24 protein-coding genes and 1 tRNA gene are annotated in these 23,474 nt (G+C 61.6%); 15 read left to right on the top strand and 10 right to left on the bottom strand.

The window, feature by feature from the left end:
- The first annotated feature begins 13 nt into the window (after positions 1-13).
- A complete protein-coding gene (locus L1071_RS15935; RefSeq protein ID WP_246976987.1) occupies positions 14-2,839 on the top strand; it encodes an insulinase family protein in 2,826 nt (941 codons plus the stop codon).
- An 84-nt stretch (positions 2,840-2,923) separates the two neighbouring features.
- On the opposite strand, the gene sbcB is transcribed toward L1071_RS15935, so the two are convergent.
- The 4 genes from sbcB to minC form a co-directional block, all read right to left on the bottom strand.
- Positions 2,924-4,411, bottom strand: a complete 1,488-nt coding sequence (gene sbcB / locus L1071_RS15930; RefSeq protein WP_246976985.1) for an exodeoxyribonuclease I — start codon at positions 4,409-4,411, stop codon at positions 2,924-2,926.
- Positions 4,412-4,467: 56 nt separating this feature from the next.
- Positions 4,468-4,737, bottom strand: a complete 270-nt coding sequence (gene minE, locus L1071_RS15925; protein ID WP_246976983.1) for a cell division topological specificity factor MinE — start codon at positions 4,735-4,737, stop codon at positions 4,468-4,470.
- The gene (gene minD, locus L1071_RS15920) at positions 4,734-5,552 is read right to left on the bottom strand and encodes a septum site-determining protein MinD (protein WP_246976981.1); all 819 of its coding nucleotides are present in this window, start codon (positions 5,550-5,552) and stop codon (positions 4,734-4,736) included. The genes minE and minD overlap by 4 nt, the downstream gene beginning before the upstream one ends.
- 76 nt (positions 5,553-5,628) lie before the next feature.
- On the bottom strand, positions 5,629-6,360 hold the full coding sequence (minC, locus tag L1071_RS15915; RefSeq protein ID WP_246976979.1) for a septum site-determining protein MinC: 732 nt from the start codon (positions 6,358-6,360) through the stop codon (positions 5,629-5,631).
- Positions 6,361-6,660: 300 nt separating this feature from the next.
- Between minC and L1071_RS15910 the strand changes: the two genes are divergently transcribed.
- Complete coding sequence (locus tag L1071_RS15910; RefSeq protein WP_246976977.1) at positions 6,661-9,423, top strand: DUF349 domain-containing protein; 2,763 nt, start codon at positions 6,661-6,663, stop codon at positions 9,421-9,423.
- Positions 9,424-9,518: 95 nt separating this feature from the next.
- On the opposite strand, the gene phbB is transcribed toward L1071_RS15910, so the two are convergent.
- The gene (phbB, locus tag L1071_RS15905) at positions 9,519-10,268 is read right to left on the bottom strand and encodes an acetoacetyl-CoA reductase (RefSeq protein ID WP_246976975.1); all 750 of its coding nucleotides are present in this window, start codon (positions 10,266-10,268) and stop codon (positions 9,519-9,521) included.
- Positions 10,269-10,438: 170 nt separating this feature from the next.
- Between phbB and L1071_RS15900 the strand changes: the two genes are divergently transcribed.
- The 3 genes from L1071_RS15900 to L1071_RS15890 all read left to right on the top strand — a co-directional run bounded on the left by L1071_RS15900 (position 10,439) and on the right by L1071_RS15890 (position 12,054).
- Positions 10,439-10,515, top strand: a tRNA-Met gene (locus tag L1071_RS15900).
- Between the two features lie 456 nt (positions 10,516-10,971).
- A complete protein-coding gene (locus tag L1071_RS15895; RefSeq protein WP_246976973.1) occupies positions 10,972-11,520 on the top strand; it encodes a class I SAM-dependent methyltransferase in 549 nt (182 codons plus the stop codon).
- Positions 11,521-11,559: 39 nt separating this feature from the next.
- Positions 11,560-12,054 (top strand): DUF2062 domain-containing protein, encoded by a 495-nt coding sequence (locus L1071_RS15890; RefSeq protein WP_246976971.1) that lies wholly within the window; start codon positions 11,560-11,562, stop codon positions 12,052-12,054.
- A gap of 24 nt (positions 12,055-12,078) precedes the next feature.
- Here L1071_RS15890 and L1071_RS15885 read toward each other — a convergent pair whose 3' ends face one another.
- On the bottom strand, positions 12,079-12,852 hold the full coding sequence (locus L1071_RS15885) for a DUF3750 domain-containing protein (RefSeq protein WP_246976969.1): 774 nt from the start codon (positions 12,850-12,852) through the stop codon (positions 12,079-12,081).
- A gap of 173 nt (positions 12,853-13,025) precedes the next feature.
- Between L1071_RS15885 and L1071_RS15880 the strand changes: the two genes are divergently transcribed.
- On the top strand, positions 13,026-13,970 hold the full coding sequence (locus tag L1071_RS15880; RefSeq protein ID WP_246976967.1) for a thioredoxin family protein: 945 nt from the start codon (positions 13,026-13,028) through the stop codon (positions 13,968-13,970).
- 65 nt (positions 13,971-14,035) lie between these two features.
- Here L1071_RS15880 and L1071_RS15875 read toward each other — a convergent pair whose 3' ends face one another.
- Positions 14,036-15,193: a MalY/PatB family protein gene (locus L1071_RS15875; protein WP_246976965.1), complete on the bottom strand. Its 1,158-nt coding sequence runs from the start codon at positions 15,191-15,193 to the stop codon at positions 14,036-14,038.
- A gap of 37 nt (positions 15,194-15,230) precedes the next feature.
- On the opposite strand from L1071_RS15875, the gene L1071_RS15870 reads away from it, so the two are divergent.
- The 6 genes from L1071_RS15870 (at position 15,231) to L1071_RS15845 (ending at position 18,735) form a co-directional block, all read left to right on the top strand.
- Positions 15,231-15,656 (top strand): hypothetical protein, encoded by a 426-nt coding sequence (locus L1071_RS15870; RefSeq protein WP_246976963.1) that lies wholly within the window; start codon positions 15,231-15,233, stop codon positions 15,654-15,656.
- A 94-nt stretch (positions 15,657-15,750) separates the two neighbouring features.
- Positions 15,751-16,221, top strand: coding sequence for a Cys-tRNA(Pro) deacylase (gene ybaK, locus L1071_RS15865; protein ID WP_246976961.1), 471 nt, complete (start codon positions 15,751-15,753; stop codon positions 16,219-16,221).
- 27 nt (positions 16,222-16,248) lie between these two features.
- On the top strand, positions 16,249-16,563 hold the full coding sequence (locus L1071_RS15860; protein ID WP_178999113.1) for a hypothetical protein: 315 nt from the start codon (positions 16,249-16,251) through the stop codon (positions 16,561-16,563).
- Entirely contained in the window at positions 16,547-17,068 is a 522-nt protein-coding gene (locus L1071_RS15855) for a DUF501 domain-containing protein (protein ID WP_246976959.1), read from the top strand. The genes L1071_RS15860 and L1071_RS15855 overlap by 17 nt, the downstream gene beginning before the upstream one ends.
- 75 nt (positions 17,069-17,143) lie before the next feature.
- Complete coding sequence (locus L1071_RS15850) at positions 17,144-17,707, top strand: LOG family protein (RefSeq protein ID WP_246977015.1); 564 nt, start codon at positions 17,144-17,146, stop codon at positions 17,705-17,707.
- Positions 17,708-17,763: 56 nt separating this feature from the next.
- Positions 17,764-18,735, top strand: coding sequence for an NAD(P)H-quinone oxidoreductase (locus L1071_RS15845; protein ID WP_246976957.1), 972 nt, complete (start codon positions 17,764-17,766; stop codon positions 18,733-18,735).
- Between the two features lie 69 nt (positions 18,736-18,804).
- Here the strand turns inward: L1071_RS15845 and L1071_RS15840 are convergent, their stop codons facing one another.
- Entirely contained in the window at positions 18,805-19,302 is a 498-nt protein-coding gene (locus tag L1071_RS15840) for a hypothetical protein (RefSeq protein WP_246976955.1), read from the bottom strand.
- Between the two features lie 131 nt (positions 19,303-19,433).
- A complete protein-coding gene (locus tag L1071_RS15835; protein ID WP_075367776.1) occupies positions 19,434-19,943 on the bottom strand; it encodes a tetratricopeptide repeat protein in 510 nt (169 codons plus the stop codon).
- Between the two features lie 262 nt (positions 19,944-20,205).
- On the opposite strand from L1071_RS15835, the gene L1071_RS15830 reads away from it, so the two are divergent.
- From L1071_RS15830 to L1071_RS15820, 3 genes are all read left to right on the top strand, one after another.
- Positions 20,206-21,237: an NADP(H)-dependent aldo-keto reductase gene (locus L1071_RS15830; RefSeq protein ID WP_246976954.1), complete on the top strand. Its 1,032-nt coding sequence runs from the start codon at positions 20,206-20,208 to the stop codon at positions 21,235-21,237.
- Positions 21,238-21,345: 108 nt separating this feature from the next.
- Positions 21,346-22,134: a peroxide stress protein YaaA gene (gene yaaA, locus L1071_RS15825; protein WP_246976952.1), complete on the top strand. Its 789-nt coding sequence runs from the start codon at positions 21,346-21,348 to the stop codon at positions 22,132-22,134.
- 116 nt (positions 22,135-22,250) lie between these two features.
- A complete protein-coding gene (locus tag L1071_RS15820; protein WP_246976950.1) occupies positions 22,251-23,069 on the top strand; it encodes a Tim44 domain-containing protein in 819 nt (272 codons plus the stop codon).
- Between the two features lie 109 nt (positions 23,070-23,178).
- Here L1071_RS15820 and L1071_RS15815 read toward each other — a convergent pair whose 3' ends face one another.
- On the bottom strand, positions 23,179-23,379 hold the full coding sequence (locus tag L1071_RS15815) for a hypothetical protein (RefSeq protein ID WP_343316111.1): 201 nt from the start codon (positions 23,377-23,379) through the stop codon (positions 23,179-23,181).
- Positions 23,380-23,474 lie beyond the last annotated feature (95 nt).

The raw sequence follows: 23,474 nt of genomic DNA, 5'->3' as shown, positions 1-23,474 counted from the left end.
AGGAGTCTTCACCGTGTTTTCGTCCCCTCCCCTTGCAGTCCGTTGGCTGCTCGGCGCGCTTATCGTTCTCGTCGCCGGTTACCAGACGGCGCGCGCCAGCGACCCGGTAGCCGAGGTCGTCGAGCCAACCGTCAGCCCCAACGATACCCGCGACTACCGCGCCCTGACACTCGACAACGGCCTCGAGGTCTTGCTGGTCAGCGACCCGCAGGCCGACAAGGCCGCCGCCGCCATGAACGTGGATGTGGGTAGCGCCGACGATCCCGACGCCACGCCCGGCTTGGCACACTTCCTCGAACACATGCTGTTCCTGGGCACCGACCGCTATCCGGAAGCCGACGCCTACCAGAATTTCATTTCCGCCCACGGCGGCGATCACAACGCCTTTACCGCCTCGCGCGATACCAACTACTTCTTCGACATTGAGCCCCAAGCGCTGCCCGAAGCCCTGGATCGCTTCAGCCGCTTCTTCATTTCACCGCGCTTCAATGCCGAATACGTCGACCGCGAGCGCAACGCCGTCAACTCGGAGTATCAGGCACGCCTGCGCGACGATAGCCGGCGTCTTCAAGAGGCCATCAACCAGGCTCTCAACCCCGAACATCCCATGACCCGTTTCTCGGTGGGTAGCCTGGACACGCTCAAGGACAACGATACCTCATCGCTTCGCGAGCGGCTGGTCGATTTCTACAAGGCGTACTACGGCGCCAACGTCATGCACCTGACGGTCATCGGCCCCCAGTCGCTCGACGACCTGGAAGCCATGCTGCGCGACCGTTTCACCGAGGTGCCCGAGCGTCATTTATCGCCCAGCGAGATCGACACGCCACTGGTCACCGACGACGAGTTGCCCGCTCGCCTGCAGATCAAAAGTCTGTCGCAGGACAAGCAGGTGCGCTTCCTGTTCCCGATTCCCGATCCGCAGGGCGACTATCGCACCAAGCCGGCCGACTATCTCGCCAACCTGCTGGGCCATGAAGGCGAGGGAAGCTTACTCGCGGCATTGCGGCACAAGGGATGGGCCGATGGCCTCTCGGCAGGCACCATGAACGGCGATGGCCAGCACGCGCTCTTCGCCGTCTCGGTCAGCCTCACGCCGGAAGGCGCACAGCATATCGATCGCATCCAGGCCAGCCTGTTCGATCAGATAGCGCGCATTCGCGAAGACGGGCTACAGGCATGGCGCTACGACGAGCAAGCGCGTCTCAACGAACAAGAGTTCCGTTTTCAGCAACCGGGCGAACCCATCGATCAGGCCAGTCGGCTTGCCATGAACCTGGCCGATTATCCGCTCGAGGATGTGCAATACGCGCCGTACCGCATGGACGGCTTCGATGCCGCACGTATTCAAGACTATCTCGCCGACATGACCCCGTCGCACTTGTTGCGCGTCTACAGCGGCCCGGATGTCGACGGCGACGACACCTCGCCCTACTTCGAGGCGCCCTACACGCTGACGCGACTCGCGGACTGGCCGGAGGCCGCGCCGCTCGACAACCTCGGTCTGCCACCACACAACCCCTTTATCGCCCGCGATCTGGAGGTTCACGAGGCGAGTGGCGATGAACCGCATGCCCTCGTCGAGGCCCCGAGCGTCGAGCTCTGGCACCTCGCCAACGATCGCTTCGGTACACCGCGCGTGGAGTGGCGCTTCAGCCTGCAGAATCCCGACGCCTCCGAGACCCCCAGCAATGCCGCCTTGACGCGCCTGCTCGCCGGCTGGGTCACCGACAGCCTCAACGAGCGCTTCTATCCGGCACGGCTGGCCGGACAATCCTTCGATGCCTACGCCCACGCACGCGGCATCACGCTCACCTTCTCGGGCTGGCGCGATCGTCAGGCGCGTCTGATGGGCGATGTCGTCGAACGCCTCAAGCAAGGTGACATCAGCGAGGAGAGCTTCTCGCGCGTCAAGTACCGGCTCTCGCAGCAGTGGCAAAACGCACCCCAGGCGCCGCTGCATCAGCAGATGTATCGCACGCTCAGTGAGTCGCTGTTGCGCCCTCAGTGGACGACGTCCTCAATGCTCGAGGCACTGGATACGCTGAGCGTCGACGACCTGCGCGATTATCGCGACGCCTTCCTCGGAGATCTCTACCTGCAAGCCATGGCGGTGGGCAACCTGGATTCGGACCTGGCACGCCGTGAGGGCTTGCAAGTGGCCAATGCACTTACACCTCGGCTCGAGGCCTCGGACATACCTGCCCTGTCGCCGCTGGCGCTCCCCGAGACTCCACCGACCCTGCATCCGCGCAGCACCCGCAACGACGCCGCCGTATTGCGCTATCTGCAAGGCCCGGATCGCGGCCTCGACAGCCAGGCGCGCCTCGCCGTGCTCGGCAAGATGCTCGAATCGCCGTTCTACAACCAGTTACGCACCGAGGAGCAACTCGGCTATATCGTCACGGCAGGTTATTCGCCCGTGCTCGATGCGCCGGGCCTGGCGATGCTGGTGCAGTCCCCGGATACTCCCAGCAAGCGCATCGCCGCACGCATGGACGCCTTCCTGAAGGACTTCGACGCACGCCTACAGGCACTCGACGATAGCGAGCTGACGCCTTATCGCGACGCAGTCAGCAGCCGCCTGAGGGAGCGCGACAACAGCCTGGGCGAGCTGACCAACCGCCTCTGGCAGACGTTGGCCTACGCCGAGCCGGACTTCTCACGGCGCGAGAAACTCGCGGACCGTGTCGACGCCATGGATGCCTCGTCGATCCGTCAGGCGTGGCACGCGCTACGCCACACACAGCCGCTCACGGTGAGCTATGACGCGCGCACCCAGCCCAGCGATGTCACGGGGCTGACGCGCGACTTCCGACCACTCCCCGCCAGCGACTGAACGCAATCGCCAACGGCACCCAGCATGCAAAACGCCCGGGCTCATGGCCCGGGCGCTTCGTGTCTAATCAGCACATATAGCGGGTTAGTCAAACGCCTGCGGCGGCATCATTGCTTCGACGTGCATAACCAGTTCTTCGAGCACCTGGCGCTGTTCGTCATCCAGCGAGACCTGGTTGAGCCGTTCGATCTCGCGCGCGAACCCCGTCAGGGTCAGGCTCGACACCTCGGCGTCGTTCATGCGCGCCCAACGGTAGGCTTCCCACTGCGCCTGTTCGTCGCCACTCAAAGTATCGGGATAATTGCGCGCCCGCAGACGGAACAGCATTTCCTCCAGGCGCGGATCCTGAAAAGCGAAACGCGCATCGGCCAGATCCCAGGGCGCCATTTCGTGGGCCCGCTGCATCTCACGACGATCCGCCGGCGAGAAAAAGCCTCCCGAATACAGCATCACGTCCGGGTCGTCAGGTGGCGCTCCGGGGCCATCAGCGAAGACCTCGGCGGCCTTGGCCGCCACGTCCGGCGCGGCCTGAAGCTGCTTCCAGTGCCCCCGACAGGCCTCCATATCCAGCCCCAACCGGGCCACGATGTCGCCATATTCGCCCTGTTGGGGGCCACTGGTGTCCTTGAGCGAGGTCGCCGGCATGATCACCGGGCTCTTGTTGATTTGGATCACCTTGAGCGGAATACGCGCCTCGCCCTCGGCCAGTTCATCGGCACTGGCGAATACCCGCTCGCGAATCTGTGCGGCGCTCAGTGACAGCAGCGGCGTCGGGTCCACCGACAAGTCATAGACGATCACCCCATTGGGGTTGCTCGGATGCTCGGCCAGCGGCACCACCAGAGCACTGCAACCTCGACTGGCGGGATAGCGCCGCGAGATGTGGAGCATCGGCTTGCGCGCCTGGATATCCAGCATCTTGGCGACCGTACGCTTGTCGCGCAGCTTGAGCAGATACTCGAATAGTTGCGGATTGCGCGACTTGAGCAGGCGTGCCAGGTCGATGGTCGCCCGCACATCCGCCAGCGCGTCGTGGGCTCCGGCGTGCTCGATACCGTTGGCGGCGGTCAAATCCTCGAGACGAAAGCTCGGCGCACCGTCATCGCGCGTCGGCCACTCGATGCCTTCCGGACGCAGAGCGTGGTACGTACGCACCACATCGATCAAATCCCAGCGCGAGTTGCCGTTCTGCCACTCGCGGGAATACGGATCGATGAAGTTACGATAAAAGAGATGACGACTGACTTCATCGTCGAAACGCAGCGTGTTGTAGCCCAGCGAACAGGTGCCGGGCACGCTCATTTCAGCATGAATGCGCGCGGCAAACTCGATCTCGGCGAGACCTCGACGGCGCGCGGCTTGTGGCGTGATGCCGGTGATCAGACAGGCCTGGGGATGCGGCAAAAAATCATCCGCCGGCTTGCAATAGAATGTCAACGGCTCGCCGATCGGGTTGAAATCGAGATCGGTGCGGATCGCGGCGAACTGCGCGGGGCGGTCGCGCCGAGGATCAGCACCGAAAGTTTCATAATCATGCCAAAGAAAGGTCGGCTCGCTCTTGCCCTGCGCCATGGCCGCAGTCTCCCCACTGCCAAAAGCGCTCAGCCTAGCACACCCTGCCCACCGACTCAGCTTGGGCGTCCCTGCTCATCGCGTGGCAAGGTGACGTTGAGCTCGAGTATCGAGCAGTCATTGTCGCTATCCAGACTGATGTTGATCGCATCCTGGTCGACCTGCACGTAACGCCTGATCACCTCAAGCAACTCTTGCTGCAGCATCGGCATGTAGTCAGGCTGGTCGCGCTCACCACGCTGGTGCGCCACGATGATCTGTAGGCGCTCCTTGGCAACCGACGCCGACTTCTTGCGTTCACGCTTGAGAAATTCGAGTAGTTTCACCGGCGACCTCCTCCGAACATGCGGGAGAGCAGTCCTTTCTTCTGGTACTCATGAAAACGTAGCGGTACTTCCTCGCCGAGCAGGCGCGAAACGGTATCCGCGTAGGCTTTACCGGCGTCGCTGTCCATGTCGTGCACCACCGGCACGCCCTGGTTTGAGGCACGCAGCACCGCTTCCGACTCGGGAATCAGCCCTACCAGGTTGATGGCCAGGATCTCACGCACGTCCTCGAGCGTCAGCATGTCGCCCGACGTCACCCGACTGGGGTCGTAGCGCGTAATCAGCAAGTGTTCTTTGACCGGTGGTTCGCTACGCTCGGCGCGACGCGTCTTGGATGCCAATAGCCCAAGGATACGGTCGGAATCGCGGACCGACGATACTTCGGGATTGGTCACCACAATGGCTTCGTCGGCGAAATACATCGCCAACTGCGCGCCATGTTCGATGCCCGCCGGTGAATCGCAGACGATGAAGTCGTACTCCTGGGACAGCGTCTCGAGTACCTTTTCTACGCCTTCAGGGGTCAACGCTTCTTTATCGCGTGTCTGCGAGGCCGGCAGGATATGCAGGTTTTCGGTCCGCTTGTCACGGATCAGCGCCTGATTGAGGCCAGCCTCTCCCTGGATGACATTGATCAGGTCGTACACCACGCGTCGCTCGCACCCCATGATCAAATCGAGGTTACGCAAGCCCACGTCGAAATCGATCACCACGGTCTTGTTGCCACGCAACGCCAATCCCGTGGCGATGGCCGCGGCGCTGGTCGTCTTGCCAACGCCGCCCTTGCCGGAGGTCACTACAATGATCTTGGCCAAGATGAGCTTCCTGTTGCTATTGAGTCGTTCGTACTAGCCATCCACATTGGCGCGACATGGCGCCCTGACATCCCGACTAGCCGAGCGATGAAATGTTCAATTGGTCATCGCGCAGCTGAACCTGTACAGGCTGATTCAGCAAGCGCGGGTCGATATCTTCCAGGCGCTTGTAATTGCCGGCCAGCGACAACAGCTCGGCATGCAACTCCTTACAGAAGATGCCCGCCTGGCGATCCCCATGAATGCCGCCCAACGCGCGGCCACGCAGCGGCCCATAAACGTGCACGCTGCCCGCCGCCAGCACCTCGGCCCCCGGGTTGACCGCGCCAACCACGACGAGATCGCCCTCCGGCGCGGTAACCTGCTGGCCGGAGCGCACTGTACCACGGTAGATACGCCCCACGGCCGGTGCCGGCGACGCCTCTGCTTCGGGTTGAGGCTCAGCGGCGGCGAGCGGTGCCTCTTCCACGGCACGCGGACGCGCTTCTTGCGGCGGAAACCACCCTAGCCCCAACGCCCAGGCGGATTGCTTTACGGGGTCGGTACCGCCACGCACGGCCACCGGCAGCAGCTTATGGGCGCGGCACACGGCACAAATTCGTTCCAGCGCCAGATGCGGTTCATCGAGCTGCTCGACGCTGAGCACCACCGGCGTATGTTGAAAAAACGCCGGCGACTGGCTCACCTTACCGGCCAGTTGGGCGCGTATCTGCTCGGGGTCGGCGCTCGTCAGCTCCATGACCGTCATGGGCAACATGCCACCCTTGAAGGTGAACGCCGATGCTACCCGATCCATGTTGAGGCTCATGGCCGCACTCCACAGCTGATGACTGATGTATAAAGGTAAAGCTAAGCGAGGGTCGTGATGGCTGCAACTGATGATAAGACCAGCGTCCCGACTTTGTCAGGTGTCTCCGCGAACCGACGCCCTTGCCATCGTCGCCTTTTCCCGGTGCCGACTCGCATGCTTTGATACGCTATGGCACACACGACACTCACTCATGTGACGCTTTTTGCTAATATCGTGGCCTACGTGAGACACAGGAACGCTGTCTCAGCGTTATCGCCACGCATTTAATACGCCAAGAACAGGGATGCATGCCGGGTCATGTCTGGATTCTTCCGCCGTTTTTTTGCACCACGCTGGCAACATCGCGACCCTAGCGTCCGTCATGCTGCCATTGCGCAACTCGATATTCACAAGTCGGCCGACCGTCACGCCCTCGAGCGCCTAGCGCACGATGAGGATGCCAGCGTGCGGCGCGAAGCCCTCGCCCAGTTCGAGGACCCCTCAACGCTGCTCGAATGGCTCGGCACGCATGACAGCCCCGAGTTACAGGCCCGTCTCACACAACTATTGTCCGGCAGCGTGCCCGGGGCACCGCCCTTGAAGCAACGCCTCGATTTGCTCGACACACTGAACGATCGCGACCTGCTCGTGCAACTCGTCGAGACAGGTGACAACCAGGAGCTACGCCTGGCCGCACTGGACAAGCTCGATGACGAGGCAACGCTGATCCAGCAGGCACGCGACAACGGTATTGCCGTGGTCCGCCATGCTGCCGCCGAGCGCGTATCGAGCACCGCAGGGCTGCAGCGCCTGGCGCGCGAAGCGCGCCGCGACAAGATCGTCACGCGCAAGGCACGCGAGCGCCTGCAACGCCAGCGCGCCGATGCCGCCGAAACCCAAGCCCAACAGGCCGCTCGACAGCGCCTTCTGGACGCCCTCGAGGCGCATGCCCTGCATGCCTGGGAGCCACTCTATGGCGCGCGTTACCGCCATCTTGTCCGTGAGTGGGAAGCGCTGACCGACTCCCCCAGCGACGACCAGGAGCGACGCTTTCAGGAAGCCAGCCAGCGTTGCCGCAAGACGCTCTCCGATCATGAGACCGAAGGGCACGCCCAGCACCAGGCGATACAACGCCATGACGAGGCGGCCCGCACCCGCGAGGCGCTCGTCGAAGCACTCGAGGATGCCGTCGCGAGCCTCAAACAGGCCTCGCAACTGACCCATCAGGACATCGATAGCCTGCGGGCCCAACAGCGCCTGCATGGTGAACGCTGGCTAGCCCTTTCCGATCACTATCCGCCGGAAGAGGACATCCAGACGCGCTATGCCGATGCGCAGGCCGCTTGCCAGCACATCGGCGACGCTTGGGAGCGTGCCTCGACGCAGGCCCAGGTACTCGAGGCCGCCTTGCGCGACGACCATGCCGCCATCGACGACTGCCTTGCGCGTATCGACTGGCCGCACGACCTGCCACCCACGCCACTGATTCACGAAGCCCGGCAATTGCGCCACGCCGAAAAAGCCGATGAAACCACGCCCGTCGATCTCTCAGCACTGCGCACGGACCTCGACAAGCTCGAAAGTCAGCTCGATCGCGGCACTTTGAAGACCGCCAGTCGTCTACATCGGCAGCTTCGCCAACGTATCGATGCCTTGCCCAGCGCCTCGCGCGGCGATCTGGAAGCCCGCCTCAAGCGTCTCGGCGCACGGCTGGCCGAGTTGCGTGACTGGCGTGGCTTCGTCGCCGGCCCTAAACGCACGCAACTCATCGAAAGCATCGAAGCCCTAGCCGAGGACAACGAATCCCCTGATGCCGAGCGGGATCGTCGTCACCGTCAACTGGTCAAGGAATGGGCAGCACTGGGCGATGCCGCCGCCACGGCCGAGCTTTCACAACGTTTTCGCAGCGCATCGCAGCGCATTCACGCGGCCCTCAACGACTGGTACCAAGAGCGCGATGCCACACGCACCCGTAACCTCGAAGCGCGCGAAGCACTGTGCGAACAGCTCGAGGAACTCATTGCGCAACCCAATGCCCAGGCCGACCCGGACGTGCTGCGCCAGATTCGCGACCGCGCACGTGAGCAATGGCAGCAGTTCTCGCCCGTTCCGCGCGAGCACGCCAAGCCACTCGGCCAACGCTTCGGCCACATCCGCCATGAACTGCAGACGTTAATCGATCGTCGGGCCAATGAAATCGGCGAGGCCAAGCGCGGCTTGATCGCCGAGGCCGAAGCCCTGATGGAAGCCGACATGCCCTCCTCGCAACGCACCGAATCGGCCAAGGCGCTCCAGTCCCGCTGGCGGGAACTGGGGCGTGCTGCCAAGGGCGAAGAGCAGATGCTGTGGCGCCATTTCCGCGGACTTTGCGATCGTATCTTCGCCGCCCGCGAGGCCGAACGGGAAAATCGGGCCCAAAAAGCCCAGGCCCGCCTGGACAGCATGCAGACCCTGATCGACCGCTTCGATGCCTGGCAACCCCAGCGCGCCGACGACAGAGAGACACTGGAGAGTGCCGTGCGCGACGCCGAGGCCCTGGAACCCTTGCCCGGCGGCCGTCGCAGCGAAGGCATGCGCCGCCGCTGGCAAGGGATCGTACGTGCCCGTCGCGAGCGCCTTGCGCAACTCGTCCTCGCCGAGCAAGCCGAGCGCTGGACGCGCCTGCGCCCCCTGCTCGACGCCCACGTCGATGCGGATGACGCAGCCTTGCGCGACGGTCAATCGGCAGATGTCGCGCTACCCGAGGACATGCCTCAGGACCTACGCGATGCCCATGTAGCACGTAACACCGCTCGCCGAGAAGGCAACAGCGAAACGGCGAATCACGAGCTGAATCGACTGGTGGTTCAAGTGGCACTGCTCGCTGACGAGCCGGTAGCCGCGCAAGAAGAACCGCTACGCCTCGAGGTGCAAGTCGCGCGGCTCAATAATGGCTTGGGGCAGGCACCGCAACCCGACCGGGAACTGGCCGAGGTCTTGCGGCAATTGCTGGAGACCGGCCCCATCGCGTCCGATGCCTGGGCCTCCCGGGTCACGCGCTTCGATGCTTTGTTCGGCGTTATCGCCCAGCGTGTCGCCTGAGGACACGCGACGAGCGCCCCGCCGACATGTTCTGGCAGGGCGCTACTCCTCTAGCAGGGCGTTACTACTTCTAGCAGGGCACTACTACAGGCGACTCAGCCCATGAACTGCCCACCGTTGATATCCAGGTTGGCCCCGGTGATGAAACCCGATTCGCGGTCGGCCAAGAAGACCACCGCCCGCGCCACCTCTTCCGGCTTTCCAAAACGCTTGACCGGGATGCCCTCGCGGATCGATTCGCGAATCTTCTCGGGGATCAGCATGATCATGTCAGTGGCGATATAGCCTGGCGAGACGGTATTGACGGTAATGCCCTTGGTCGCGGTTTCTTGCGCCAATGACATGGTCAAACCGTGCATCCCCGCCTTGGCCGCTGCATAGTTGGCCTGACCGAACTGCCCTTTACGTCCGTTGATCGAGGCGATATTGACGATACGTCCGTAGCCGGCCTCGAGCATATCTTCGATCACACAACGGCAGGTGTTGAAGACACTGTTGAGATTGCAATCGATGACCTCGCGCCATTGCTGCGGTGACATCTTCTTGAGCGTACTATCACGCGTGATGCCGGCACAGTTGACCAGCAGTTCAACTGGGCCATATTCGCGGCGAATGTCATCTACACCGGCGTGACAAGCATCGAAGTCGGTCAGATTGATGCCTGCCAGTGCCACATTATCGACGTCTTCGGCACGGCGATCCGCCAGCCAGGCCTGGGCTTTCTCCCGATTGTGGTAACTCGCCACAACGAAATAGCCTGCCTTGGCAAGTGCCAAGCAAATGGCGGTTCCTATACCCCCTGTGCCGCCGGTGACCCAAGCGACGGGTGCTGTTTGCGTGGTCATGTCCATCCCCCGTGATGTCGTTATGTGGCGCTCTCCGTGGGAGATGCCACGCTGACTCGCCTCCATGGCGTCCTACCTGTCTTCAGTATGATCGAGTTTGGGCATGCTGCACGTCTGACGGATCAGTTCTTGACTCAGGCCACAAAAAATGTAGAATATGCCTCAGTTGATGCGGGGTGGAGCAGTCTGGTAGCTCGTCGGGCTCATAACCCGAAGGTCATCGGTTCAAATCCGGTCCCCGCTACCAAACAGATAAAAAAGCGGTGTCCTTACGGACACCGCTTTTTTGTTTGCGCACTCCAAACCTGCGCGCCTCGCTTAGCGTCGCCAAGCCTGACAGTCGCCGCTCGATGCCGAGGTAGCCGCGTACCTTCGTCCATCGATCCGCCAGGCCAATCAGACGATGCCTACGGCCAGAAGTCTCTGCTTACACTTCCCATGATCGTGCTACCGTACAGGCCGTTCATGATTCATTCATGCTGCTCCTGGTACATTGGCACTGAGAAGAAACAGCTGGTCTTTCTAGATGTGGATACGCTGCCCGAGGCCGTGACACTGAACGTCGATATGCTCTTCTCAATTGTATACAATACTGTCAGCGTTCCGCCCAGTGCTAACCACAGATCAAAAGCAAGGTTAGTGGCGTTCCAATACCTTAATAATGCTAATTGATGCAACGTTTGCATTATGCGGAGTGACCCTCATGTCGCAAGCACTGACATTCTTGAAACGATTCATTCAGTCACCCCAGACCATTGGCAGCATTGCGCCAAGCTCACCTGCTCTCGTCAATGCAATGTTGATGAACATTCACTGGGAAGACGTCTGCACGGTAGCAGAGCTCGGCGCTGGAACCGGCGTTATCACTTCCCAGATAAATCACCTGCGTTCGTCAGAATCACAATTCCTATGTTTCGAAAGCGACCCGGATATGCACACGGATCTTTCTATAAATTTTCCTGACATAACGCTGGAGAGCGACGCATTCTGCTTGAGAGAGTCTCTGAAAAATCAAAACCTCTCTGGCGTTGACTGTGTAATATCTGGACTACCACTGGTAAATTTTACTCAGGAAGAACGGCACCAGCTTTTATCCGAGATTCATGAACTCCTAAACCCCGGCGGCATATTTGTTGCCTTCCAGTATACCCGACAACTACAGGCCTTTTTAGTATCCACTTACAACCATATTGAACGTCAGTATATCTGGGCTAATATACCCCCCGCCTTTGTGTTCGTTTGCAGAAAATAACCGTCTGAATACGCGCAGAATTTTCCGTCGGAGCGAACTGTGAAAAATTCGGTCAAAAGGGCTCAGACATGGTATCGCAACAAGCTCAGGAAGTGGCTACGACAAAACCCCAAGGCGCTAAAATTATTACGCCGTTTCCGCTGCTTTGACAGCGATAAAAAGTCACTCGCGCGGGGCCTAGCTGTTGGTCTTTTTTTCGGATTGACACCCACGGTCGGATTTCAGACCCCCTTAGTATTGCCGTCCTGCCTACTACTGCGCGCCAACTTCCCGATAGCCTTTATGGCCACTTGGGTCAGCAATCCGCTGACGGTCGCTCCCCTGTATTTCGCGTTCAACCGGGTGGGAGAATCGATGATCGGTCAGACGGTGATGTCGGAAAACACCACAGCCACTCACCCTTGGCTCAGCCTGTTCGCGGACGCAAGCCTGCAGATGGCCATTGGCAGTCTAGCGTTTGCGTTGCCGGCAGCGGGTGCAGGCTACTTGCTGATCATGTGCCTTGGACCCATAAGGCAAAGCCCGAACACGTGACCTGATAAATAGCCGAAATTATCATCACTCTCGCGTGTGTTCGGATGACGCCATTCCCAGGCGCCCGATCCCCGGCAGCTTGAGCGCCGGCCGCGTAAGATCGACGCCCAGCGTCAGACCCAGCAGTTGCCACTCGATACCTTCGTCATAGGCGACGGTCAGTCCCAGCACCCCACCCAGGGAGACTTGATAGCCGGTCCCGCTCGGCGCCTCGGCGACGACAGTGTCCAGCAGGTAATCCTTACCCACGGCCGTCGGCGGAAAGTCGACACGCAACCCCGGCACCCGTCGCACAATCCAGGCCACGAAGGTATTGCTGTTGGGCCCCGGCCACACGCGGTAGCGATCGGTCATCGGATACGCCGCCACGGCCTCATGAATCGCGGGGATCGCACGCTTGGCCGCATCGCCACGCAACTCGGTCAGCAAGGTAGGCGCGCTTCCATACCAGGCACGGTCGGGCGCGTCGGGACGCGACGAAACCGTAGGCCGCTGCCAACCGAGAACCTGATGGACTTGGTAATGCGTCGCGCCGACCGGCTTGGTAGCGATCCAGGTATGCACGCCGAAGGCTCCTCGCCAGTCGAAGGCGCGGGCCGCATACACTTGCACTAACGCCTCGGGATGCGTGCTCGGTGCTGGCGCCAGCCCCACTGAAGAGCGGTCCGCCTGTGACCAGACGCCTCCCAGGTCGATGCGCTGACTCGCCAGCATGTAGGCCGGGCCAGCCAACAGCAGGGCCAGCACGATGACTAAGCTCATCATCAGCCATAGGCTTTTCTTGATCGCTCGATGCATGCAACTGCCTCCAGGTGTCGTGATGTAATCGTCTCATGCCATCACATGCCGGCGCTGGGGACTTGAATCCGCGCCCCGCGGCCCGCATAACGAGAGACAGTTCAATAGCGTCTTCACGCTTCACGTTCACACGATACTATCGATCCACACGCTACTATCGAAAGGCCATTGCCATGCCGATCATCGACCCGCGTACCGGCGAACCCCTCACGTCGCCTCAAGACGGGAACACCAACGCTTCCCAAGCCAATGCCGGCACTCAGGATGCTTCTCAGTACATCGTCGATGTCGACATATCCAACTTCCAGCAAGTCGTGCTCGAAGGCTCGATGCAGGGGCCGGTGTTGCTCGACAGCTGGGCGTCTTGGTGCGAGCCGTGCAAGAACCTCATGCCGGTGCTTGAGAAGCTGGCGCACGAATACGGTGGTGCCTTCACCCTGGCCAAGCTGAACATCGAGGACAATCAGGAAATCGCCACGCAACTTGGTATCCGCTCGGTGCCCGACGTCAAGCTGATCGTACAGGGCCAGCTCTACGATCAGTTCCAGGGCGCGCTACCCGAGTCGCAGATCCGCGAATGGTTGTCGCAGTACCTCAAGGCGCCCGAGGCCGCCGAGGCCACCCCCGAGGAAAAAGCTCAGCAGGCCCTCGAAGCGGGTGATGCCGCCACAGCGCGCGGTATCTACGAAACGCTGGTCAAGGAATGGCCCGAGCACTACGACTATCAAATCGAACTCGCCGGCGCGCTCGTCGCGGAAGGCAATGCGGCGGATGCCCGAGCACTGCTCGACAACCTGCCCCCGGAACATCGCGACACGCCCAAGGCACGTGGCGTTCGCGCGCGCCTGGACTTCGGCGAGGAAGCCCCCAGCGCCGAAGAAGTGGCTGCGCTGGGCGAGCGCGACGATAGCGAGGCGCAATTCAAGCGCGCCCTGCGGCAAGTCGCCGATGGCCACTACGAGGCCGGCCTGGATGGCTTGATGGCGCTGATGAAAACCGATCGCGCCTATGATGATGACGTAGCCCGCAAGACCCTGCTGCGCGTCTTCGATGCCCTCGGCGCCGACCATCCTCTGACAGTCGCCTACCGCCGCAAGATGTTCGCGCTGCTCTACTAGGTGCTATCTACGCGGGATGCCTCGCGCCAGGCATCCCGCGCTCCTCGGGTCATCCTCAGGCACGGCTATCCGCCAGGGCAAAGCCGTGCATCGAGCCTTTCCAGCGCCTGTTCGAGCAGATGGGTGGGCGTGCCGAAATTCAACCGCACGAATCCCGGGCATCCGAAGTCGGCCCCATCGGACAACGCAACGCGTGTTGAGTCCAACAAGGTTTGCTGCGGCGATTCGCCAAGCCCCGCCTCGCGCATGTCGAGCCATGCCAGGTAGGTCGCTTCAGGCGCCGCCATGGCGACACCGGGCCACCGCGCTACATGATCGCGCAATCGCTGCAGATTGGTATTGAGCGTCGCCAGCAATTCGCGGCGCCAGGCTTCGCCGTGCGCATAGGCCGCCTGGGAAGCGGTCAGCCCCAGGACATTGACCTCGGGCAACAATCCCGCCGCCGCCTCGCGAAAACGCCGCCGCAACTCAGGGTTGGGGATCACCGCGCAGGCACTCGACAGCCCGGCGGTATTGAAAGTCTTGGAAGGCGCCCAGAGGGTAATCGTGCGTTGGGCCAGGGTCAGCGATAAAGACGCCAATGGACGATGCCGGCGCGTCGCGTCGAGTATTAGATCGCAATGCAGCTCGTCGGAGACGATCAACAGATCGTGGCGCTCGGCGAGCTCACCCAGGGCGTGTAATTCGTGCTCGTCCCAGACGCGTCCCGTGGGATTGTGCGGATGGCACCACAACAACAGACGCGTCTGCGGCGTGATCGCCGCTTCCAGCGCCTCGAGATCGAGCCGCCAGGGGTCGCCCGGCGTTTCGGGCTCGGCCAGCATCACGTGCTCGGCGATGCGACCGCTGCGTTCGGCCACGCGCAGAAACGGTGGATAGATCGGCGTCGCGGTCATCACCGCCTGGTCCGGGCTGCAGAAGGTCTGCGCGGCCAGGTGCAGGGCCGGCACCACGCCGGGGATCCAGACCTGCCAGTCAGGCTCGATCGACCAGCCGTAGTGATCGGCACTCCACGCGCAGAGCGTCTCGCGCAGCGTATCGGTCAACCTGCCATAGCCGAAGACACCGTGGGAAACGCGCTCCTCAAGCGCCGAGACGACCGCCGGGGGCGAGACGAAATCCATGTCCGCGACCCATAGCGGCAAGACATCGTCGGCATAACGCTGCCATTTCTGTGAAGGATACTGTCGCCGATCCAACGGCGTGGCAAAATCATATGGCATGCTAAGACTCATCGACGCGAACGGAAGACTCTCGAACATGCCTGAAACCTCGTTCTATGCCAAGGCCATGCGGGGCACACCACGTCTGGTGAGACGCTGGCTGATGCTGGGCCAAGCCGCCCCCGACCGGCTGGCGATGATTCTCGCCGACACCTCGCGCCTGGCCGGGCTCGGCGAGCCTGAAAGCGAGCCCGATGGACACTGCCTACGCGAATGGAGCGGGGAGCGCCAGCCGCCGCTGTGGGCGGCACGCACCGCCGTCTTTTTGCTGGTGCAGATGCCGGCACGCCCGACGCCCGACGACGACGAGGAAGCCTGCGCCTGGGCCTACTGCTGGCTACGCAACCGCGAATTCGATTCGCTGGAAGCCGCCCACGATGCCCTGCCGAGCCACCTACGCGACCCTCTCGCCGCGGCCCTGGACGCCGCCTGGGTCGACCAGAACGCCTTGCGTCTTATCTGAGACGAGGAGCAGACTTGACCACATGCCACCAGCGGTCGATGCTGATTAATTCACGAAGCGCCTATTTCAAGGGCGACGAGGAGCCCACTCCCGCATGACGCCCGCCATTCGCCTCCTTGAGCGCAACGCTATCCCGCACGAGGTGCTGCAATATACGCACGATCCCAAGGTTGCCGCCTACGGCGAGGAGGCCGTGACGGCGCTGGGGCTAACGCCGGAGAGCGTGTTCAAGACCTTGCTCGCGCAACTCGATGATGGACGTCTCGTCATCGCTCTGGTGCCCGTCATGGCCACGCTCGACCTCAAAGGGCTCGCTAAGGCCGCCGGGGCGCGTAAGGCCAAGATGGCCGACCCCACCCTGGCCGAGCGCACCACGGGCTATGTCGTGGGCGGCATCAGCCCATTAGGACAGCGCAAACGCCTGCCCACCTTCGTGGACGACAGCGCCCGCGCCTTGTCGTCACTCTACGTCAGTGGCGGTCGGCGCGGCTTGGAAATATGCCTGGCGCCCACGGCATTGATCGCCCTGCTCGAGGCGACCACGGCCCCGCTGGCGCGGACATGAAGCACCTTCGATGGCGGGGAGGCTCGCATGGCGATTCGCTACGATCTATGGCTCACGCCCGACGACAAACCCCGCCACCGCAGGGTCGAGAAGGCGCTGGAGCGCTTCTTCGTGGCACGCTTCGCCGACTATCCTCACCTGCGGTTGCCCGGCGCTGACCCCTACGATTATGATGCTCCCTTCAACCGCCTGTATGACGCCTTGCTCGCACGAGCACGCGACTACTGCGAGCGTGAATGGCACTACGTGCCGACGCCCGCGCAGCTCAATACGGCATTCTTCCGGGCCGTGGCCCACTCGCCGAAATTCGTACTGGACCCCCGCGATGGTGATTCGTCCTGAAAAGGCGCCCGACGAGCGTCAACTGGCCCTCATTACTCAACAACTGGGGCGCGCGCCGCGTGGCATCCAGACCGTGGCTGCGGCCACGCAAGACGGCACACCGCTGGTGCTGCGCATGCATGCCATCGTCGACGACAAACCGTTCCCGACGCATTTCTGGCTGTGCTCCGATCACTTGAAGATCGCCATCTCGCGCATCGAGGCCCAAGGCGTTATCAAGGCCCTCGAGTCACGCCTCCAGGAAGAGGCCGACTTCATGGCCGCATATCGACGTAGCCACGAGGATTACGTGACCCAACGCTGGCAGACCATGAGCGACGCGGAACGCGAGATCGTCGACCGCCAAGGCTATCGGGATCTTTTCACGCGGCGCGGCATCGGCGGCATCGCCAACTGGGATCAGGTGCGCTGCCTGCATATGCAATACGCCCATCATCTATGCGGCGACAACGCCATCGGCCGCTGGATGGATGCCGAATACGATGTACTCACCTGTCTGCGCTAGCGTTCTATGGCACTTGGCCGGTCATCGCGCAAGACACGGAGGTCGAGACAAATCTACCGATCTGATAAGGGGGAAATCGTGCGCATCTGTATTTATATGGGATCGCGTGAAGGACGCGATGCCGGCTTTCGTCAGGCCGCCGAGACGCTAGGTCGAAGCATTGCGCAGCGCGGCTGGGGAATGGTCTACGGTGGCGCCCGCGTCGGCCTGATGGGGGCCGTGGCCGATGCCGCACTGCGTGAAGGCGGCGAGGTCATCGGCGTCATTCCCCATCACCTGGTCGAGCGCGAAATGGCGCACGAAGGGCTGACGCACCTGCTGCGTGTCGACGATATGCATGCGCGCAAGGCGGCTATGGCCGAGTACGCCGATGCCTTCATCGCCCTGCCCGGCGGCATCGGCACCTTGGAAGAGCTTTTCGAGACCTGGACCTGGCAATACCTGGGGCTTCATGACAAGCCTATCGGCGTACTCGACGTCAACGGCTTCTATCGACCATTATTGGAGTTCCTGGATCACACCGTCGCGCACGGCTTTCTCAATCCCGAGACACGCGCGAGACTCGTCGACGCCGCCGACCCCGAGCACTTGCTCGATCGCTTGATGGCAGCGCAACACGCATCCCCGACGACCTCGTGAGCGCAAGCGTCACCGACGCCGTGCAATGTGACCCCAGCTTCAAGGAGGAACACTCGATGTACGCTATCGCCATCCATGACCAGACGCTGGTCTGGCAAACCCACGACGCGCCGCGCGGCATTGCCGCTGACGAGGTGCGCATCGATGTCGCCTGGGCGGGAATGAACCGCGCCGACGTGATGCAGCGCGCGGGACAATACCCGCCGCCGCCCGGCGAAAGCGATATCCCGGGGCTCGAAGTCAGCGGCACCATCGCCGAAGTAGGTCACAACGTGGAGCGCTTCAAGCCCGGCGACAAGGTGTGCGCCCTGCTAGCCGGCGGTGGCTACGCCGAGCAGGTGGTAGTCGCCGAGGCTCAGGTCCTGCCGATTCCCTCGGGGGTGGGCCTGCGCGACGCCGCCGCGCTGCCGGAAGTTTTCGCCACCGCGTGGCTCAACCTGTACATGGAAGGTGCCGCCAAGCAGGGTGAGCGCATCATCCTGCATGCCGGGGCCAGCGGTGTAGGAACGGCCGCCATTCAGCTCTGCCGTGCCTTCGGCAACCCATGCTTCGTGACCGTCGGCAGCCAGGCAAAGCTGGATGCCTGCAAGCTACTCGGTGCCGATGCCGGCTGGAACCGACACGAAGGCAGCTTCGTCACGCCGATCAAGGACTGGGGTGGCGCGGACATGATTCTCGATCCGGTGGGCGGCGAGTATATCGCTCAGGATCTACAGGTGCTCAATCCCGACGGCCGAGTGGTATTGATCGGTTTGATGGGAGGGCGCGACGCCCAGATCGATCTCGGCCTCATGCTGATGAAGCGACAGCGGGTCATTGGCTCGACGCTGCGTTCACGTTCGCCTCGCGCCAAGGGCGCCATCCTCGATGCACTGCACGCCCATGTCTGGCCCAAGCTGGCCAGTGGCGACATCAAGCCGCTGATCGACACGGCATGGCCGATTCAAGATGCCGATACCGCGATGCAGCACATGATCGACAATGCCAACACGGGTAAGGTGCTGTTGAGCGTCAGCGGGGAAGGATAACGACGCCAGGCAAGTCGTTATGGAACGCGGATGACTGCAAACCGATCTAGAGGGCCTTGCAAAGGCTCTCTAGTCGAGCCCTGCAGCATCACGTGTACGCTGATAGGTAAGCTGCAACAGGCGTGCATCGTCACCGGCTCGGTGGCGCTGAATACCCCGCTCGCGAATGATAACCTCTTTCATCGCTCCCCACCGCTCGAGTTGCGATTCATCCAGCAGGCGGCGCAATGCCTCGAGGCGAAAGCGCGGCAGCATGCCCGCGTGGTGGAACAATAGCGACAGCCAGGTATTGTCGTATCCCCAACTATCGCTATAGGCGATGCCGTCGGCCGTCAGTTCATCGTTGAGCCAGCGTGCGACTTCGATGACGGGGTAGCCCTCGCGGTGCAGCCGGCCACGCGAAATGCCATGCAACAGTTCGGCCTTGGGATCCCAGTGGGTCCACTCTTCCAACGGTTGGATAAGGAAAGCGCAGGTACTGCCATCGGCCCGCGCGATGCCCACCTCTATCGGATAACTGCCACGCCCGAAACCGGACGCTTCGATATCGAGCAGTATCGGCAACACGTGGCGGCATTCCTCTTCAAAGCGATATCACGAACGGGGCGTCACCCACGATGTTCACCGGGGCCACAACAATTAGACTACGTGAACGGGGAACACGATGCGAGCCCCCACGGCACTACTCTCAGTGCATCTCAGTGCGTCAGTGACGCGATCGGCTCGCCAGCTTCGCTGCGTTGCGCGCGTTCGGCGAGTGCCGCCCATTGCGCGGCACGCCGGGAATCGACGGGGAGCCCCAGGTGGGCATGACGGTAAGCCTCGGCCATACGCTCGGCAGCCAGGCCATGACCAGCTTCGGCGGCACGCGCATACCATGTCACCGCTTTTTCTTCGCGGCGTGCGTACTGCGCACAGCCGAACTCGTAAATACGACCCGCCTGGTACTGCGCATGCACATCGCCCGCGTAGGCGGCCTGAAAGACGTAGCGCGCGCCCTTGGCCTTATCCTGCGGGGAATTGCCACGATGAAACAGCATATGGCCATAGAACGAAAGCGCAGCGGTATGGCCGGCTTCGGCACAGCGCTGAAAAAGTCGCATCGTCAAACGATGCTTGCCGGGAGAGCGTGTCATCCAGCGGGCATGTAACAGTTGGGCTGCGAGACGGTATTCGAGCCGAATCCGCAGAGAGGATACCTGTTGCATAACCATCGACCCTGAAGTCGTCGTGACCGAGAAAGGTACGTAAACGATTGCGTCGGCTCGGGCTCTCCCTGCACGCGCCAACACCCCGGATAAAATCATTGCCGCCGTTGCCTGACATACCGCTTAATGCCCTTATCCCCGGCAACGGGGCGCCAAGCATACGCCTACCCTCAGACGGACTCAACCCCCGTTTGCCGCCCGTACGCGGCACCGCTACCATGCCGTTTCAATCCTTGTTTCAATCCCCGCGCGGAGCTCCCAGATGCAGACACGCCCCCTCGGTCAGACCGGCATTAACGTTAGCCGCTTGTGCCTAGGCACGATGACCTTCGGCGAACAGAACACCGAAGCCGACGCCCATGCACAACTCGATCGCGCCACTGCCGCAGGCATCAACTTCATCGACACCGCCGAGATGTATCCCGTCCCACCCAAGGGCGAGACCCAGGGACGCACCGAGGCCTATATCGGCAGTTGGCTCAAGGCGCGCGGCAAACGCGATGACTTGGTCATCGCCACCAAGGCGGCTGGCCCTGGCCTAGAGCATATACGCGGCGGCCCGCGTTTGACCCCTGAGCATTTGCAGCGTGCCGTCGACGACAGCTTGGCGCGTCTTAACACCGACTACATCGATCTTTACCAGCTCCACTGGCCCGACCGTAGCGCCAATTTCTTCGGTAAGCTGGGCTATCAGCATAACGAAGACGAAGATGCCACGCCGTTAGCGGAAACACTCATGGCTCTCAAGGAGCTCGTCGATGCAGGCAAGATTCGCGCCATCGGGCTATCCAACGAGACCCCGTGGGGTGTGATGCAAAGCCTACGCCTCGCTGACTCACTGGGTGTGCCGCGTGTGGCCAGCGTGCAGAACCCCTATAACCTGCTCAATCGCAGCTTCGAGGTCGGGCTCGCCGAGATCGCCCATCGCGAAGACGTCGGCCTGCTGGCCTATTCGCCCTTGGCCTTTGGCGCGCTCACCGGCAAATACCTCGATGGTGCCCGCCCGCCTCAGGGACGCTTGACCTTGTTCGAGCGCTTCAAGCGCTATACGTCCGACCTGGCCGAGGAGGCGATCGGCGCCTACGTCGGGATCGCCCGCGAACATGGTCTAGACCCCGCCCAGATGGCGCTGGCCTACGTCAATTCACGCTCGTTTTTGACCAGCAACATCATCGGCGCGACCACGCTCGAACAGCTCGACGCCAACCTGGCCAGCGAGAATCTGACGTTGGACGCTAGCGTGCTCGAAGCCATCGAGGCCGTGCATCGCCAACATCCCAATCCCTGCCCCTGACACCGTTGGCGTGCCTATTACCCCGATAGGCACGCCATCATCGGAGCGCTGTGGCGCGCTTGTTATACTGACGATTGATACTTTCGATCCCGAACGCGAGGACTGCGCATGCTGAGCGTCATTTCACCGGCCAAGACGTTGGATTTCGAGACACCGCCAACGACTGCGACATACACCCAACCGGCGTATCTTGAGCAAAGTGCCGCGTTGATCAAGATCCTGCGCGACTATTCCCCCCAACGGCTTTCCGAGTTGATGGGCATCAGTGACAAGCTGGCAGGGCTCAATGCCGCACGGTTTGCCGAATGGGCACCGCCGTTCTCACCGGAGAATGCCAAACCTGCCGCACAGGCCTTCCAAGGCGACGTTTACATGGGGCTGGACGCCCCCTCGTTCAGTGAGCAGGACAACCAGGAGGCTCAGCACCGTCTGCGCATTCTCTCGGGATTATATGGGCTCCTACGTCCACTCGACCTGATTCAGCCTTATCGCCTGGAAATGGGGACCAAACTGGCCAACCCAGCGGGCAAGGATCTCTACGCCTTCTGGCGAGATCGACTCACCCGGGATCTTTCCCGAGCAGTGGAAGAAAGCGGCTCGCCGGTGCTGGTCAATCTCGCTTCCAACGAGTACTTCAAAGCCATTGATGCCAAACGCTTGACGTGCCGTGTCATCACGCCAGTCTTCAAGGATGAGAAGAACGGTCAATTCAAGATCATCAGCTTTTATGCCAAGAAAGCCCGGGGCTTGATGGCCGCCTGGATGATTCGCCAGCGTGTCGATGACCCCGAAGACTTGAAACGCTTCGACGTTGGCGGCTACCAATTCAATAGCAGCCTGTCGGACGGCGATAGCTGGGTTTTTACACGCCGCGAAAGCGAGATAGCCGCTTCCTGAGAGCTTGCGTGCCGGCGTTGAGCCGGCCCGCCTACGACTAGATATCTTCAACGTTGAAACCCGGCTAGAATCAAGCATCCATTTTCGGACCCTTCTCATTCTGCAGGAGAATGTGCATGCGCAACATCTTCGTGATGCTTCTGGTCGGCTTGCTCGGCTTTGGCCTTGGCATCGACCACGCCGAAGCCAAACGGCTCGGTGGCGGCAAGAGTTTTGGCAGTTATTCGCGCTCCGCAGATAGCTCCGCCTCGACGACCGGCCGTAATACTGCGACGACGCCTCAGCGTCAACCCGGTGCTGGGCTTTCGCGTTGGGCCGGGCCGTTCGCTGGCCTGCTTGCCGGCGGCTTGTTGGCATCCTTGTTCTTCGGTGGTGCCTTCGATAGCCTCCGCTTTTTCGACATCCTGCTGGTCGCTCTCGTCGCCTGGCTGGCCTTCCGCTTCTTGAGAGCACGCCGTGCCGCAACCGCCAGTGGGCCACAGCACCAAGAGCGTCAACCCCATACCCAGGACACGCCGCCCTTTTCCAATGCCGGCAGCACGGCCACAGGCAGCGTTGGTTCAACACCCGAATGGTTCGACAAGGAGCGCTTTCTCGGCGGCGCCAAGGAACATTTCATGACCTTGCAACGTGCCTGGGATAATAACGATCTGGCTCAGATTCAGGAATACGTCACTCCAGCACTTTATAACCTGCTACGCGAAGAACGCGCGCAACAGCCTGCAAACAACCACACAGAGACCGTGCGTCTTTTCGCCGAGCTGGGAGACATCAAAGAAATCGGGCAGCAAGCCGAAGCCAGCGTCCTCTTCCACGGTGTTCTCGATGAAAACGGCGAGCAAAGCGAGTTCAACGAGACCTGGCATCTGATTCGCGACTTACGTGATGGGGCGCCTTGGTATGTGCAGGGTATCGAGCAGAATTCCAGCGTCTGATATCAGCGAACATGCGTCACGCTTGTGGCGCCTTACCCTATAAGCAACATGCAAAAGGCCGGGCAAATTGCCCGGCCTTTCAGGAATTTCAAGCGATCAACGCAGAGCCTCAGTCCTGTGCGTCCTCAGCGGCATCTTGAATATCCTCACCCGCTTCTTCCATGCTATCGCCAGCATCGTCCATGGCGTTATCCACGGACTCTCCAGCCTCTTCCGCAGGGCCTTCATCGTCGCACGCCACGACACCCACTGCCGTCATGCCAATGATCAGTGCCAAGGCCATTTTCCGGAGCCATTCACTACGCAGCATACTATTCTCCTTAATGGTTACGTACTCCATGTACGACACTCACTTAAGCACAGGGTACAACAACAGGCAAATAGCACGACGCCACGCAAAACCTC

This window comes from Chromohalobacter sarecensis, assembly GCF_023061135.1.
GTDB lineage: Bacteria > Pseudomonadota > Gammaproteobacteria > Pseudomonadales > Halomonadaceae > Chromohalobacter > Chromohalobacter sarecensis.
This window is presented reverse-complemented; position numbering and strand designations above follow the sequence as displayed.